This is a genomic window from Pseudomonas sp. KH_027, assembly GCF_057838565.1.
The window spans coordinates 3,549,793-3,563,896 of the sequence record NZ_CM174470.1; the positions used below are offsets into that span (position 1 = coordinate 3,549,793).

Genomic DNA, 14,104 nt, shown 5'->3' on the forward strand with positions numbered 1-14,104 from the left:
AGGCTCCTTCGTGCCAGTCGACTCCTTGTCCACCGCGCCGGTGACCGATCACCGCGCAGAATTCCTCGCGCGGCTGGAAACCAGCCTTGCGCAGAACACCTTCGTCAAACTGCTGCTGAGCAAATACCGTGGCGCCGAAGTGGATCTGCAGCGCGTGGCGATCCGCCAGGTCAGCGTGCGCGAGCAGCCGTGCCTGTCGTTCGTCTACAGCTACAAAACCCGCGACATCACCAAGAACCTGCCAGTGGCGGAGGCCCTTGCCGGCATTGCCGAGCTGCTGCCCGCGGCGTTCAAGAACGCCCACCTGCTGTCGCTGACCGACGAAGTCCAACTGGTGTTCAGCAAGAAGGACACCAGCCGCCTGTTTATCGGCAAGGCTGTACAGCGCGAGGCCCCCTCGGCCGAACACAACCGCGAAAAGAAACGCTTTCTCGAGCTGAGCCGACCGTTTCTCGCCGACCTCGGGGTCACCACCGCCAAGCATGAATTGATCCCGGCGATGGCGCGCAAATGGAAGCAGATCAACAAGTTCATCGAGGTGTTTTCCCACGCCTTGAGCGCCTCGCCGCTGCGCCAGGATCAACCCATCCACGCGGTGGACTTCGGCTCCGGCAAGGGCTATCTGACCTTTGCCATGCACGACTACCTGCGCAGCAGCCTGGGGCTGGAGGCCATCGTCAGCGGCGTGGAGCTACGCGAAGACATGGTCAAGCTGTGCAACAGCGCGGCGGCGCGCCTGGAACAACCGGGGCTGTCCTTCCAGCACGGCGATGTACGCACCTATACGCCGGCGGCCATCGACATCATGATCGCCCTGCACGCCTGCGACGTGGCCACCGATTACGCGATTCACCTGGGGATCCGCTGCGACGCGGCGATCATCATGTGTTCGCCCTGCTGCCATAAGCAGATCCGCCCGCAGATGCACAGCCCGAGCACGCTGCGGCCGATGCTGCAGTACGGCGTGCACCTGGGCCAGGAAGCGGAGATGGTCACCGACAGCCTGCGCGCCTTGCTGCTCGAAGCCTGCGGCTATGAAACCAAGGTGTTCGAGTTCGTCTCGCTGGAACACACCAACAAGAACAAGATGATCCTTGCGGTGAAACGCGCCGAACCGGTCAACCCGGCCGAGCTGCTGGAGAAGATCCAGGGCATCAAGACCTTCTACGGCATCCAGGAGCACTGCTTGGAGACCTTGCTCAAGGCAGACGAGCGGCTCTAGTTCGCGGCACTCTCGGTGCGCCATGCGCACCGGGCGAACTCACTGGGTCAACCGATCCAACTCCTTGCGGCTCTGCTCAAACCAAGCCAACAGGTAATCCGCCAGCACCTGGGTGCGTTTGGGCAGCCCGTGCTGATAGGGGTGCACGAGAAACACCGGGCTGCTGCGCGTCTGGTAATCGCGCAATAGCCAGACCAGGCTGCCATCGGCCAACTCCTTGTGCAGCATATAGGACGGCAAGCGGGCAATCCCGGCGCCGCCCAGGCAGGCCTTTTTCAACAGGCTGTAGTGATTGCTGGCAAACGGCCCGGTCACGCGCACCCGCGTCAACTCGTGCTGACGGTGATAGAGCCATTCTTCAGGGCCGCTGTAATGGCTGTTGAGCAGGCACACATGCGTGCCCAAATCCTGCGGCTGCAACGGTTCGCCCTGTTGTCGCAAATACGCCGGGCTGGCACAGGTCAGCTCCTGCATGGATAACAACGGCCGCGCCACCAGGCGCTCATCGCTTTGCAGGCCGGAACGGATCGCCAGGTCGAAACCCTCGGCCACCAGGTCGCGGTAGGTATTGCTCAGCTCCAATTCGATACGTATCTCGGGGTAGCGCCTGGAGAAATCCAACTGCAGCGCATCGAAGAAGGTTTCCCCCAGCGACACCGGCACGCTGATCCGCACGGTGCCGGCCACCTCATCCTTGAGCCGCGCCAGGGTTTGCCGTGCGCGGATGGCTTGAGCGGTGAGTGCCTGAGCTTCCGGCAACAGCGCCGCCCCCGCCGCGGTCAGCGATAACTTGCGCGTGGTGCGGTGCAGCAAGGTCATGCCCAAGCCTTCTTCGAGCGCACGCATGCGTTTGGACAACTGCCCTTTGCTGCAACCCAAACGCTCGGCGGCACGGGTAAAACTGCCAGCCTCAAGCAGCATGGCGAAGGCCGCCAGGTCATCCATTTCACTCATGACTGTTTCCCAGCGAGAACCAAAGGTTTCTGATTAGCTGGATTATCAGCGATAAAACCGCGCTCTACACTGTTCCCCGTCGACCTTTCTTCACGTCAATCCGGGAGCATGTCCATGAAAATTATTCTGATCGGCGCCAGCGGCACCATCGGCCAGGCCGTAGAGCGCGAGCTGGCGGAACGTCACGCGATCATCCGCGTTGGCCGCAGCAGTGGCGAGTTCCAGGTGGATATCCGCGACAGCGCTTCGATTCGCCAGCTGTTCGAAAAGACCGGGCGCTTCGATGCGCTGGTCAGCGCCACCGGCTCGGTGCACTTCGGTGCCTTGGCGGAGATGAGCGAAGAGAAGTTCGCCATCGGCCTGCAGGACAAGCTGATGGGCCAGGTCAACCTGCTGCTGATCGGCCGCGAGTTCATCAACGATGGCGGCTCGTTCACCCTGACCTCGGGCATTCTCAGCGACGACCCGATCATTGCCGGCACTTCGGCGAGCATGGTCAACGGCGCGGTCAACAGCTTCGTGCGCGCCGCCGCCATCGAGCTGCCACGCGGCCTGCGGGTCAATGCGGTGAGCCCGAACGTACTGGTCGAATCGATGGACACCTACGGGCCCTTCTTCCGTGGCTTCAAACCGGTACCGGCAGTGGATGTGGCGCTGGCCTACGCGAAAAGCGTGGAAGGTGCCCAGACCGGACAGATTTACCGCGTCGGCTGAGCATCCCTGGCGCTCGCTGGCACAACACACTGGCGAGCCGCCAAGGCGATTGATTTGCCCGACCGCCCTTGTGGTCGCCCATGCGCGTGGGTAACGTGGCCGCACTTGCCAGGAGACCTTTGATGCGCGCTGTTCGCCCCCTATTGCTTGCCCTTCTACCGCTGTTCGCCAGTTGCGCGATGTTCGACCAACAAGCATACACGCCAGCAGTTGCGGCGACCCGCATGCAAGGCGAGCTGAACGTCAGCGCCGGCCAACTGCTACTGCGGCCGTGCCAGGAACAGCGCCACTTCGTGATCAACGACAGCGGCAACACCGGCCTGCTGCAAGAAGCGGCGGCGCTGCTGGACGGCGGCAAAGGCCCATTGTTCGCCGACCTCAGCGGCAGCCTAAATGCCAGCAAGGTGGCCGGCGCCGACGGCCAACTGAACCTCAGCCGCCTGTATCGCGTACAGCGCGAAGGACATGCGTGCGACGACCCCAACTTCAAGCACCTGACCCTGCGCGCCAGCGGCAATGAGCCGGGCTGGAGCGTCAGCGTCAGTGGCAAAGGCCTGGTACTCGAACGCCCGGGGCAGGACGCGCTGGCCCTGCCCTACCTGGAAGAGCAACTGCCGGATGGCCGCTTCAACCTTACCAGCGAAGCCAACGGCCAACGCCTGGAACTCTGGGTGGCACCGCAACGTTGCGCCGACAGCATGAGCGGCGCAGTGCAATACCTCACGGCCGAGCTGCGCCTGGATGGCAAGATCCAGCGTGGTTGCGCCTACTTCGGCGGCTCACGCAACGACTGAGGTCGGCCGATAGCCCGCAAAGCAGGTGATTCAGGGGGCACATTCGCGCCCCCAAGCTTCGCGGGTATGGCCCGCGCCTACAGGGTGTGCGTTGTCCCAATCCGGACCCTGCAACAGTCGACCCGACATAGTCCATGAACGCGCCCCGGAAAAGCCGCTGTAGCCGACACATCGAGACCTTTTGCCATAGCTTGCCAAGCGCAGCCTGGCTGCTGAGCACCTAAGCTCAGAGCAATACCCCCGCAGGAGACACCTTATGCTGCGTATTGCTCTGAATGGTTATGGCCGCATCGGCCGCGCTGTTCTGCGTGCCCTGTTCGAGCGCGGCCTGGAACACAGAATCCGTATCGAAGCGATCAACGACCTGGGCGATCACCAGACCCTCGCCCACCTGACCCGCTTCGATTCCACCTTCGGCCGTTTCGCCGGGCAGGTCAGCCTGAGCGACGACCGCCTGCTGGTGAACGGCCATCCAATCAAGCTGCTGCAGGAGCGCGACCCGGTCAATTTGCCGTGGGACCCGCTCGGCGTGGAGTTGGTGCTGGAATGCTCCGGCAAACTGAAGAAACGTGCCCAGGTGGAACACCACCTGACCGCTGGCGCCTCACGGGTATTGCTCTCGCACCCGTTGGAAAGCGCCGATCTGACGGTGGTCTATGGAGTCAATCATGGGCTGCTGGGCAGCCAGCAGATCGTCTCCAACGCCTCCTGCACCACCAACTGCCTGGCGCCGCTGGCCATGCTGCTGCACCAGGCGGTCGGCATTCGCCAGGGCCTGATCAATACCGTGCACGCCTACACCAATGACCAGAGCCTGCTGGACAAGGCCCATGGCGACCCCTATCGGTCGCGCGCCGCCGCCCTGTCGATGATCCCCACCAGCACCGGCGCAGCCAAGACCATCGGCCTGGTGCTGCCGGAGCTGGCGGGGCGTCTGGATGGCCTGTCGATCCGCGTGCCGACGCCGGACGTCTCGCTGCTCGACCTGACCTTTACCGCCGAGCGGCCAACCAGCCGCGAAGCGATCAATGCCGCGCTGCAACAGGGCGCGGCGCAACTGCCCAGCGGGGTGATGGAGTGCAACGCGCTGCCGTTGGTGTCCAGCGACTTCAGCGGCTGCCCGGTGTCCTGCGTGGTCGACCTCAACCACACCCGCGTGCAGGGCGACCTGGTCAAGGTGCTGGCCTGGTATGACAACGAGTGGGCCTTCGCCAACCGCATGCTCGATGTCCTGCTGGCCTGGCTGAAGCCCTGAGCCGACAGCCTGAGCCGCCGTTTGCTCAATCGCGGGTATAATCGCCGCCTCGTGAAAAGCTGCCGGGTTGCCTCCGGCCCTGATACTGGATTGCCTCATGCTACGAATCACCGAACTCAAGCTGCCGATCGACCACCCGGAAGAGGACTTGCGCCCAGCCATCGTGCAGCGTCTGGACATCGCCGACAGCGACCTGCTGGACTTCAGCCTGTTCAAGCGCAGCTACGACGCGCGCAAGAAATCCGCCGAGCTGTGCTTCATCTACACCATCGACCTGACGGTGCGCGATGAAGCCGCGCTGCTGGCCAAGTTCAACGATGACCGGCACCTCAACGTCGCCCCCGACACCGCCTACAAGCCCGTCGGCCAGGCGCCTGCGGAACTGGCCAGCCGGCCGTTGGTGGTCGGGTTCGGTCCCTGCGGGATTTTTGCCGCCTTGCTGTTGGCGCAGATGGGATTCCGGCCGATCGTGCTCGAACGTGGCAAAGAGGTGCGCCAGCGCACCAAAGACACCTGGGGCCTGTGGCGCAAAAGCGTGTTGAACCCGGAGTCGAACGTGCAGTTCGGCGAAGGCGGCGCCGGCACCTTCTCCGACGGCAAGCTCTACAGCCAGATCAAGGACCCCAAGCACCTCGGCCGCAAGGTGCTGCATGAGTTCGTCAAGGCCGGCGCGCCGGAAGAAATTCTCTACGTCAACAAGCCGCACATCGGCACCTTCCGCCTGACCGGCGTGGTCGAGCACATGCGCCAGCAGATCGAAGCGCTGGGCGGCGAAATCCGCTTCGAGCAGCGGGTCACCGACGTGCTGCTCGAAGACGGCCAGCTACGCGGCGTGGAACTCGCCAGCGGCGAACAGCTTCGCAGCGAACATGTGATCCTCGCCCTCGGCCACAGCGCCCGCGACACCTTCCGCATGCTCCACAGTCGCGGCGTGTACATGGAAGCCAAGCCATTCTCGGTGGGCTTTCGCATCGAACACCCGCAATCGCTGATCGACCGGGCGCGCCTGGGCAAGTTCGCCGGCCACCCGAAACTCGGCGCCGCCGACTACAAGCTGGTGCATCACGCCAAGAACGGGCGCTCGGTCTACAGCTTCTGCATGTGCCCGGGCGGCACGGTGGTCGCCGCCACCTCGGAACCCAACCGCGTGGTCACCAACGGCATGAGCCAGTACTCGCGCAACGAGCGCAACGCCAACGCCGGCATCGTCGTCGGCATCACCCCGGAGGTCGATTATCCGGGCGGCCCGTTGGCCGGGGTCGAGTTGCAGGAGCGCCTGGAGTCCCACGCCTTCATCCTCGGCGGCAGCACCTATGCGGCGCCGGGGCAACTGGTCGGCGACTTCATTGCCGGCAAGGCGACCACCGCGCTGGGCAGCATCGAGCCTTCCTACAAGCCCGGCGTACACCTGGTGGACCTGGCCACGGCCTTGCCGAGCTTCGCCATCGAGGCGATCCGCGAAGCGCTGCCGGCGTTCGACAAGCAGATCAAGGGCTTCGCCATGCACGACGCGGTTCTGACCGGCATCGAGACCCGCACCTCCTCGCCGCTGCGCATCACCCGCGGCGAAGACTTGCAGAGCCTCAACGTCAAAGGCCTGTTCCCCGCCGGGGAAGGCGCGGGCTATGCCGGTGGGATTCTCTCGGCCGGGGTCGACGGCATTCGCGTGGCCGAAGCGCTGGCGCGCAACATGCTCGGCATCGAAGCTTAAGCGGCCGGACTAACGCGCGATCCGCTGGTAACAGAGTGTCGTGCGCCGCGATCCATTCGGGCGGCGCTCGGGATCGTCATAGGTTTCGAGCTCGACAAAACCGGCCTTGCGCATCATCCCCGCCGAAGCGGCGTTCTCCTCGTGGCGGTCGATGTAAATATCGACCAGCCCCCGCTCAGCCAGACGCGCCAGCGCCTGAACGAGCAAGCGTGAACCCAACCCCTGCCCCGTCATCTCACGGTGAACAACCGCCTCGCTGACATACCCCTGCAGCAGCCCGCGGCGCTCGACCGCTTGATAGCTGGCAAAGTAGTCGGTCGCCTGAAAGCTGACGAACCCCAGCAACGTGCCAGCGCGCTCGGCCAGCACGGCCTCCACCGAACCGTCGCCAATGCCCTGCAAATGCGCAGTCACCCCAGCAACCGGCAGGTGGTTCCAGGGGTTTAACCCGTGCTCGAAGATCAAGGCGCAGAGCCCGGCGATATCGCCCGTTTCGGCCCGCCGAATTTGCAATGCGTCCATGCCCATCACTGGAGCCCGGCCGTGGGCACGCCGGCCGGCAAGGGCGCGCCCTGCTCGGCACAGGCGGCCACCGCGGCGATCGATGCAGTCAGGTCGAAACCCTGAGCCTGCAGCCAGGCCGGATCGTAGTAGGTGGTGGCATAACGCTCGCCGCCATCGCAAAGAATCGCCACCACCGAACCTTTCTCGCCCGCCGCCACCATGCGCCGGGCGACCAGCAGGGCGCCGATCAGGTTGGTCCCGCTGGAGCCGCCCACCCGCCGTCCCAGGCGCTGCGCCAGGTAGTGCATGGCCGCCAGCGACAGCGCGTCCGGCACCTTGCACATGGCGTCGATCACCCGCGGCAGGAACGACGCCTCGACCCGCGGCCGGCCGATGCCTTCGATGCGCGAACCGCATTCCAGGCGCAAGCTGGCGTCGCCGCTCTGGTAGTAATCGAAGAACACCGAGCGCTCGGCATCGGCACACAACACCTGGGTACAGTGCTGGCGGTAACGCACATAGCGGCCCAGGGTGGCGATGGTGCCGCCGGTGCCGGGACTGGAAACCAGCCAGCTCGGTTCTGGGAAGCGCTCGAAGCGCAGTTGCTGGAAGATCGACTCGGCGATGTTGTTGTTGGCCCGCCAGTCGGTCGCCCGCTCGGCATAGGTGAACTGATCCATGAAATGCCCGCCCCGTTCCCGCGCCAGCCGCTCGGACTCGGCGTAGATCTGCGTCGGGTCGGCGACCAGATGGCTCTGGCCACCGTAAAAGGCGATCTGGGCAATCTTTTCCTGGGAGGTCGACGCGGGCATCACCGCGATGAACGGCAGGCCCAGTAGCCGCGCGAAATACGCCTCGGAGATTGCCGTCGAACCACTGGAGGCCTCGATCACCGGCGCACCGGGCTTCAGCCAGCCATTGCACAAGGCATAGAGGAACAACGAACGGGCCAGGCGGTGCTTGAGGCTGCCGGTCGGGTGGCTGGACTCGTCCTTGAAATACAGCTCGACGCCCGGCAAGCCGGGTAGCTCGAGGGGAATCAGATGGGTATCGGCGCTGCGCTGGAAATCCGCCTCGATGATCCGGATCGCCTCGCGCGCCCACTGTCGTGCATCACTCATAACCCACCTCTCAATCCAGAATGCCGACCGGCGTCGGCGGCGTGCTGCGCCACTGACTGAGCGCCACGCCGGCGAACACCAGCCCGGCCGCCAGCATCTGCTCGAAACTCAGGCGCTCGCCGAGAAACAGCGTAGCCAGCAGCAGGGTGAACACTGGAATCAGGTTGATAAAGCCGGACGCCTGGCTCGCTGGCAGGCGGCTGACCCCGAAGTTGTACAGGCCATAGGCGCCGACCGTGACGACCACGCCCAGGTACAAGACCGCGCCCCAGCCGAGGGCGCTGACCTCGCCCGGAACGGCGGTGCTCATGGCCGCCAATGGCAGGAAGAACAGTGAACCGACAAAAGCTTGCAGGGCCGTCAGGAAGAAGGTCGAGTAACGCGCCGACAGGTGCTTGAGCAACAGGGTGTAGCCGGTGGCGCAGAGCATGGCCAGGAGCTCGAAGAAGTTGCCCAGCAGCGGCGCCGGCGCATGCGCATCCGCTTCCCCCGCCAAGCCCAGCCACGCAGCGCCCAGCACGGCGAGGAGAAAACCGGCCAAGGTGGTGCGGCTGATGCGCTCGTGCAATATCAAGAAGGCGCCGACCGCCACCAGCAGCGGCAACAGCGCGGTGATCATCCCCGCTTGGGAAGCACTGGTGCGCTGCAACGCCAGAGCCTCGAAGATGAAGTACAGGCAGGGCTCGCACGCCGCCAGACCAAGCAGGTACCTCCAGTCCCCGGCGCGGTAGAGGATGCGCCCGCGCCAACGCCACGCCAGCAGGAATACCAGGCTGCCGAACAGCATGCGGCCGAAAATCACCCACATGGGCGCTATCTCCTGGAAGGCCAGCTTCAAGGCGATAAAAGAGCTGCCCCACAAGGCCATGGCCAAAACCAGACACAGCCGAGCCACAACCTGACCTTCGCGCTGTTGCACACTAAACCTCCACCCTAAGGCCGCCAGTATAGGAAGCCACCTCACACCCGCACAGTCACAGTGCAGCGGCTATCCTCCACGGAACTGTTACGCTACCAGCCGAACAGGGTTGAAGCCGGGCTTAGCCGCCCCCTCATATAACTAAAAAGAATATAGTTTTTGTTTTATGAAACGGCTTAGCAGGGTAGGGTTAACCTCCCTCGATTCAGACCAGGAGACCGATTTTGTCCGTGCGTCGCGCCCTCACCCGCTTCTTCCAGCTGGAAGCTGCCAGTGGCCTGCTGTTGATCGCTGCCGCCGTGCTGGCTTTGACCATCAACAACTCGCCCCTGGCGTTCCTCTACAACGGCCTGCTCGACACCCCCGTGGTGGCGCAGGTCGGGGCGCTGAAAATCGCCAAGCCCCTGCTGCTGTGGATCAACGACGGGCTGATGGCGCTGTTCTTCCTGATCATTGGTCTGGAGGTCAAGCGCGAGGTGCTGGAAGGCCACTTGGCGCAGCCTTCGCAGATCGTCCTGCCGGGTGCCGCCGCCATCGGCGGGATGCTCGTTCCGGCGCTGATCTACTGGGCGATGAACTATCAGACCCCGGCGGCGGTCAGTGGCTGGGCGATTCCGACGGCCACCGATATCGCCTTCGCCCTCGGCGTACTGGCCCTGCTCGGCAAACGCGTACCGGTGTCGCTGAAACTGTTTCTGATGACCCTGGCAATCATCGACGACCTCGGCGCCATCATCGTCATCGCGCTGTTCTACTCCAACGAACTGTCGACCCTGTCGCTGATCCTGGCCGCCAGCTTCCTGGCCATCCTGGTGCTGATGAATCGGTTGGGGGTGAGCAAGCTCGGGCCGTATATGGTGGTCGGCCTGTTCCTCTGGATCTGCGTATTGAAAAGCGGTGTGCATGCCACGCTGGCAGGGGTGGCGCTGGCCTTTACCATTCCCTTGCGCCCCGCCAATGACCAGCCATCGCCGGCGCTGGCCTTGGAACATGCGCTGCATCCCTGGGTGGCGTTCGGCATTTTGCCGCTGTTCGCCTTCGCCAACGCCGGGGTGCCGTTGGCCGGGTTGAGCCTCGCCAGCTTTACCCACCCGGTGCCCCTGGGGATCGCGGCGGGTTTGCTGTTGGGCAAAACCCTCGGGGTGTTCGGCCTGACCTGGCTGGCGATTAAAATCCGCATCGCCAAATTGCCCGCCGGCGCCAACTGGGGTCAGGTGCTCGGCGTCGCGGTACTCTGTGGCATAGGTTTCACCATGAGCCTGTTCGTCGGTTCACTGGCCTTTGCGCCAGGCGTCAGCGAATACGTCGGGATGGATCGGGTCGGCATCCTGACCGGCTCATTCCTGGCCGCCGTGCTCGGCTATGCCATTACCGCCATGGCCAGCCGCAAAAAAGGCTGAATCGCAGGCAGAAAAAAGCCGGCCCCGCAGCAACTGCCGGGCCGGCTTTTTCGTTTCGAACGAAGGCTTAGTGAGCGACGCGGCTGGTGCCGTTGACGCTCATGATGCGTACTCGATCGCCGACGCGGAAGACTTCATTCTCTTGCACGCCCTGCACGTACGCACGCATGGTGCCGTCGTCTTCACGCACGGTGATTTCCACGCCTTGGGTGCGGGTGAAACCCTCTTCAGTCGCCGCGCCCAGCAAACCGCCCGCCACAGCCCCAATCACCGCCGCCACCGCGCTGCCACGACCATGGCCTATGGTGCTGCCCCCGATCCCGCCCACTACCGCACCGGCGCCAGCGCCGATGGGAGTTTTCGAGCCTTCGATCTTCACCGGGCGCAGGGATTCGATGGTGCCCATACGCACGGTTTGCACGGTACGCGCTTCGTCACGCGAGTAGGAGTCGCCGGTCAGGCTGGACTGGCAACCACTCAAGGCCAACGCCAGTGCGGTGAACGAAGCGGTCAACAGGACAGACTTACGCATAGCATTTCTCCAAAAAGTTCCATTACCTATTAGACTCCGTGGCGCCTACTGCTGTCACGGTAGACGCAATAAAAATCCATTTTATTCAGCCTGCGGACAGCTAACCCCGGCTGCTCAGGGCGCCAAACGCTCACACAGCCAGACGGCGTCCTGCAGACGGTAATTCAGGCGGTCATGCAGCCGGCTTGCACGGCCTTGCCAAAACTCGATGCGCTCGGGCAGTAACCGATAGCCCCCCCAGTGCTCCGGGCAATGCGGAGCCTGGTCGAGAAAGCGCTGTTCGGTCTGCGCCAGCAGGCTCTCCAGCTCGGCACGATCGGCGATCACCTGGCTCTGCGGCGAAGCCCAAGCGCCCAGGCGGCTACCCAAGGGGCGCACCTGGAAGTAGGCGTCGGACTCCAACGCACTGACCCGTTCCACCGTGCCCTCGATGCGCACCTGGCGCTCCAGGGTCGGCCAGAAGAAGGTCATGGCGGCAAACGGCCGGGCCGCCAACTGCTTGCCCTTGGCACTCTCGTAGTTGCTGAAGAAGGTGAAACCGCGCTGATCCAGCGCCTTGAGCAACAGCACCCGGCAATGCGGGCGGCCTTGTTCATCGACTGTCGCCAGGGTCATGGCATTGGCTTCGACCGGCGCCTGCTCGGTGCTCACCGCGTCGGCGAACCACTGCTGGAACAACGCAAACGGCTCAGCCGGCGCTTGCGCTTCGGTGAGGCCATCGCGGGTGTAGTCGCGGCGCATATCGGCCAGGCTCTTGGTCATCACGCATCTTCCGGAATGAGACTATTGCTTGGCCGCCGGCTCGACAGCGACCACTTGCTTGCTTTTGGCTGTTTTCTGCACCACCGGCGTGGCTTTGGCAACCTTGGTTGGCGTGGTCTTGGCCGCCACCACAGGCTTGCTCTTGGTCGCAGTCGACTTGGCTTTTGCCGGTGCGACGGGCTTCGGCTCGCTCTGCACGATGGCGGCGCTGGCAGGCAGGGCCGCTGGTTCGCTGTACTTCGCCAACAGGGCCGACATGGTGGCCTGCGCGGTCAGCATGATCTCGACCCGACGGTTCAGCGCGCGCCCTTCCTGGCTGTCGTTGGCGGCACGCGGCAAGTACGAACCGAAACCCTTGACCATCAAACGATTACCCTTCAAACCGCTGAGGCGGAAAATCGCCGTCACCGCCCGCGCCCGCTCCAGGCTGAGCTCACGGTTACGCACCTCGTTGCCCGAGCTGTCGGCATGCCCGAGGATCAGCACCGCGACTTTCTTGTCGCCTTCGACAATCTTGGCTATCCGGCTGAATGGCCCGAGGGTGATGGGCAGCAGCATGTTCGGCCGATCGGCATTGAACGCCGAATCAACCGGCGCGGTGACCACCAGCAGATTCTCGCGGCGCTCCAGTTCGAACTTGCTGCCTTTGAGCGCTTCACGCAGACGCGGCTCGTACTCGTCCAGCCACGCCTGAGTGATCTTGGGGTCCGGCATGGCGACAACTTTCTTCGGCGCTTCCTGCTTGCTCGCGAACGGCCACCAGCCCTGGCTGGCTTTGGCTTCGGTAGCGTCTGATGAATGGGCACAACCGGTGAGGGCGACACACAGAGCGAGAGCGACAGGCTTGGTAGAAAACATTGGAACCCCAAACGAAAAATAATTGAAAAACGGGTCAGCGGGCCCGCACGAACAGGCGTTGGGACTGGCGTTAGCGGCCAGTTCCCCCTAACGAATCCCTGTTGATGACACTGCAAGTCGGCTGCCCTACAGGCACTCACCCAACACCCGCGCCAGCTTTTGCGCGCGCGGATCCATCAATACGTAAGGGCCGAGGGTGTTGGTGACAAAACCGAATGCCACCTTACACTCGGGGTCGGCAAAACCGATAGAGCCGCCGGCGCCCGGATGACCAAAGGCACGCGGCCCGAGGCCATAGGTGGCGTTCGCTACCGTCGGCTGGTCGAGCATGCAACCGAGGCCGAAACGGGTTTGCGTCAGCAGGGTCTTGTCCTCGCCAACACTGTGTTCGCGCGTCAGTTCGCCGAGCAGTTCAGTGTCGAGCAAACGCCCTGCCAGCAGGCCGGCGTAGAAGCCAGCCAGACTACGGGCGTTGCCGTGGCCATTCGCCGCCGGCTGCTGCATGCGCCGCCATTCGGGCTTGTTGGTGCTGGTCATGATCGACGGCGGATTGGTAAAGGCCCGCGTGCTCATCGAGGTCGGCTCGCTCATCATGGTTTTCAGCAGGCGCTGCGCGGCCGCATCGCCGAAGTTGCCCTTGGCCCGGGAAATTTCCGCGACCCGGTAGAACTCCTCGTCCGCCAGCCCCACGTGAAAGTCCAACCCCAGCGGCGCTGCGGTGCGCGCCACGATGGAGTCGCCCGGCCCACGCCCATCGGCTCGCCGCAGCAGCTCACCGACCAGCCAGCCATAGGTGATCGCGGCATAGCCGTGGCCTTCGCCGGGCGTCCACCAGGGCCGCTCGGCGGCCAGCGCCGCAGTCATGGTGCCCCAGTCATACAGCGCTTCCGGCGCCAGCAACTCGCGCAAAGCCGGTAACCCGGCACGATGGCTGAGCAACTGGCGCAGGGTGATCCGCTCCTTGCCGGCCGCCGCGAACTGCGGCCAGACCGTTGCAACCGGCGCATCCAGTTGCAGCTTGCCTTCGGCGACCAACTGCAAGGCCGTAACCGCCGTGAAGGTTTTGGTGCAGGAGAACAGGTTGAGAATGGTGTCGCTGTGCCAGGGCTGTTCGCCGGCTTTGTCGGCGCTGCCGGCCCAGAGGTCGATGACCGTCTCACCCTCGACCTGGATGCACAGCGCCGCCCCGCGCTCCTGCGGGTCATCGAAGAGTGCGGCGAAAGCCGCTTTCACTGCTTCGAAATTAAGGTCGAAATAGCCCTGAATCTGCACACTAGGCTCCTTGAGCGAAGGGTTGGACACCCGGATATTCAACAATCGAGGCATCAACGAAGTGGTCGCATTGTTCCCGCCCGCGG

The 14,104-nt window shown here is 64.0% G+C and carries 14 protein-coding genes; 6 read left to right on the plus strand and 8 right to left on the minus strand.

Going from position 1 to position 14,104, the window contains the following annotated elements:
* The first annotated feature begins 10 nt into the window (after nucleotides 1-10).
* On the plus strand, nucleotides 11-1,222 hold the full coding sequence (locus AC3IYG_RS16655; protein WP_489310253.1) for a class I SAM-dependent methyltransferase: 1,212 nt from the start codon (nucleotides 11-13) through the stop codon (nucleotides 1,220-1,222).
* A 39-nt stretch (nucleotides 1,223-1,261) separates the two neighbouring features.
* Here the strand turns inward: AC3IYG_RS16655 and AC3IYG_RS16660 are convergent, their stop codons facing one another.
* Nucleotides 1,262-2,176, minus strand: coding sequence for a LysR family transcriptional regulator (locus AC3IYG_RS16660; RefSeq protein WP_489310255.1), 915 nt, complete (start codon nucleotides 2,174-2,176; stop codon nucleotides 1,262-1,264).
* 114 nt (nucleotides 2,177-2,290) lie between these two features.
* On the opposite strand from AC3IYG_RS16660, the gene AC3IYG_RS16665 reads away from it, so the two are divergent.
* The 4 genes from AC3IYG_RS16665 (at nucleotide 2,291) to AC3IYG_RS16680 (ending at nucleotide 6,650) form a co-directional block, all read left to right on the plus strand.
* Nucleotides 2,291-2,890, plus strand: coding sequence for a short chain dehydrogenase (locus AC3IYG_RS16665; protein WP_489310257.1), 600 nt, complete (start codon nucleotides 2,291-2,293; stop codon nucleotides 2,888-2,890).
* A 122-nt stretch (nucleotides 2,891-3,012) separates the two neighbouring features.
* Entirely contained in the window at nucleotides 3,013-3,684 is a 672-nt protein-coding gene (locus tag AC3IYG_RS16670; RefSeq protein WP_489310259.1) for a COG3650 family protein, read from the plus strand.
* Between the two features lie 256 nt (nucleotides 3,685-3,940).
* Nucleotides 3,941-4,939 (plus strand): type I glyceraldehyde-3-phosphate dehydrogenase, encoded by a 999-nt coding sequence (gap, locus tag AC3IYG_RS16675; protein ID WP_489310261.1) that lies wholly within the window; start codon nucleotides 3,941-3,943, stop codon nucleotides 4,937-4,939.
* 97 nt (nucleotides 4,940-5,036) lie between these two features.
* Entirely contained in the window at nucleotides 5,037-6,650 is a 1,614-nt protein-coding gene (locus tag AC3IYG_RS16680) for an NAD(P)/FAD-dependent oxidoreductase (protein WP_489310263.1), read from the plus strand.
* Between the two features lie 9 nt (nucleotides 6,651-6,659).
* Here the strand turns inward: AC3IYG_RS16680 and AC3IYG_RS16685 are convergent, their stop codons facing one another.
* From AC3IYG_RS16685 to AC3IYG_RS16695, 3 genes are read right to left on the minus strand one after another with little or no spacing between them, the layout of a single operon-like run.
* Nucleotides 6,660-7,172, minus strand: a complete 513-nt coding sequence (locus AC3IYG_RS16685; RefSeq protein WP_489310264.1) for a GNAT family N-acetyltransferase — start codon at nucleotides 7,170-7,172, stop codon at nucleotides 6,660-6,662.
* A 5-nt stretch (nucleotides 7,173-7,177) separates the two neighbouring features.
* Nucleotides 7,178-8,275: a PLP-dependent cysteine synthase family protein gene (locus AC3IYG_RS16690; protein WP_489310266.1), complete on the minus strand. Its 1,098-nt coding sequence runs from the start codon at nucleotides 8,273-8,275 to the stop codon at nucleotides 7,178-7,180.
* Between the two features lie 10 nt (nucleotides 8,276-8,285).
* Nucleotides 8,286-9,170: a DMT family transporter gene (locus AC3IYG_RS16695; protein WP_489332212.1), complete on the minus strand. Its 885-nt coding sequence runs from the start codon at nucleotides 9,168-9,170 to the stop codon at nucleotides 8,286-8,288.
* A 248-nt stretch (nucleotides 9,171-9,418) separates the two neighbouring features.
* Here AC3IYG_RS16695 and nhaA point away from each other — a divergent pair, with 248 nt between their 5' ends.
* Entirely contained in the window at nucleotides 9,419-10,594 is a 1,176-nt protein-coding gene (gene nhaA / locus AC3IYG_RS16700) for a Na+/H+ antiporter NhaA (protein ID WP_489310268.1), read from the plus strand.
* A 67-nt stretch (nucleotides 10,595-10,661) separates the two neighbouring features.
* Here the strand turns inward: nhaA and AC3IYG_RS16705 are convergent, their stop codons facing one another.
* The 4 genes from AC3IYG_RS16705 to AC3IYG_RS16720 form a co-directional block, all read right to left on the minus strand.
* Entirely contained in the window at nucleotides 10,662-11,126 is a 465-nt protein-coding gene (locus AC3IYG_RS16705) for an outer membrane lipoprotein (RefSeq protein ID WP_489310270.1), read from the minus strand.
* A 114-nt stretch (nucleotides 11,127-11,240) separates the two neighbouring features.
* Entirely contained in the window at nucleotides 11,241-11,888 is a 648-nt protein-coding gene (gene pdxH, locus AC3IYG_RS16710; protein WP_489310272.1) for a pyridoxamine 5'-phosphate oxidase, read from the minus strand.
* Nucleotides 11,889-11,909: 21 nt separating this feature from the next.
* A complete protein-coding gene (locus AC3IYG_RS16715) occupies nucleotides 11,910-12,746 on the minus strand; it encodes an OmpA family protein (RefSeq protein ID WP_489310274.1) in 837 nt (278 codons plus the stop codon).
* Nucleotides 12,747-12,872: 126 nt separating this feature from the next.
* On the minus strand, nucleotides 12,873-14,018 hold the full coding sequence (locus AC3IYG_RS16720) for a serine hydrolase domain-containing protein (RefSeq protein WP_489310276.1): 1,146 nt from the start codon (nucleotides 14,016-14,018) through the stop codon (nucleotides 12,873-12,875).
* Nucleotides 14,019-14,104 lie beyond the last annotated feature (86 nt).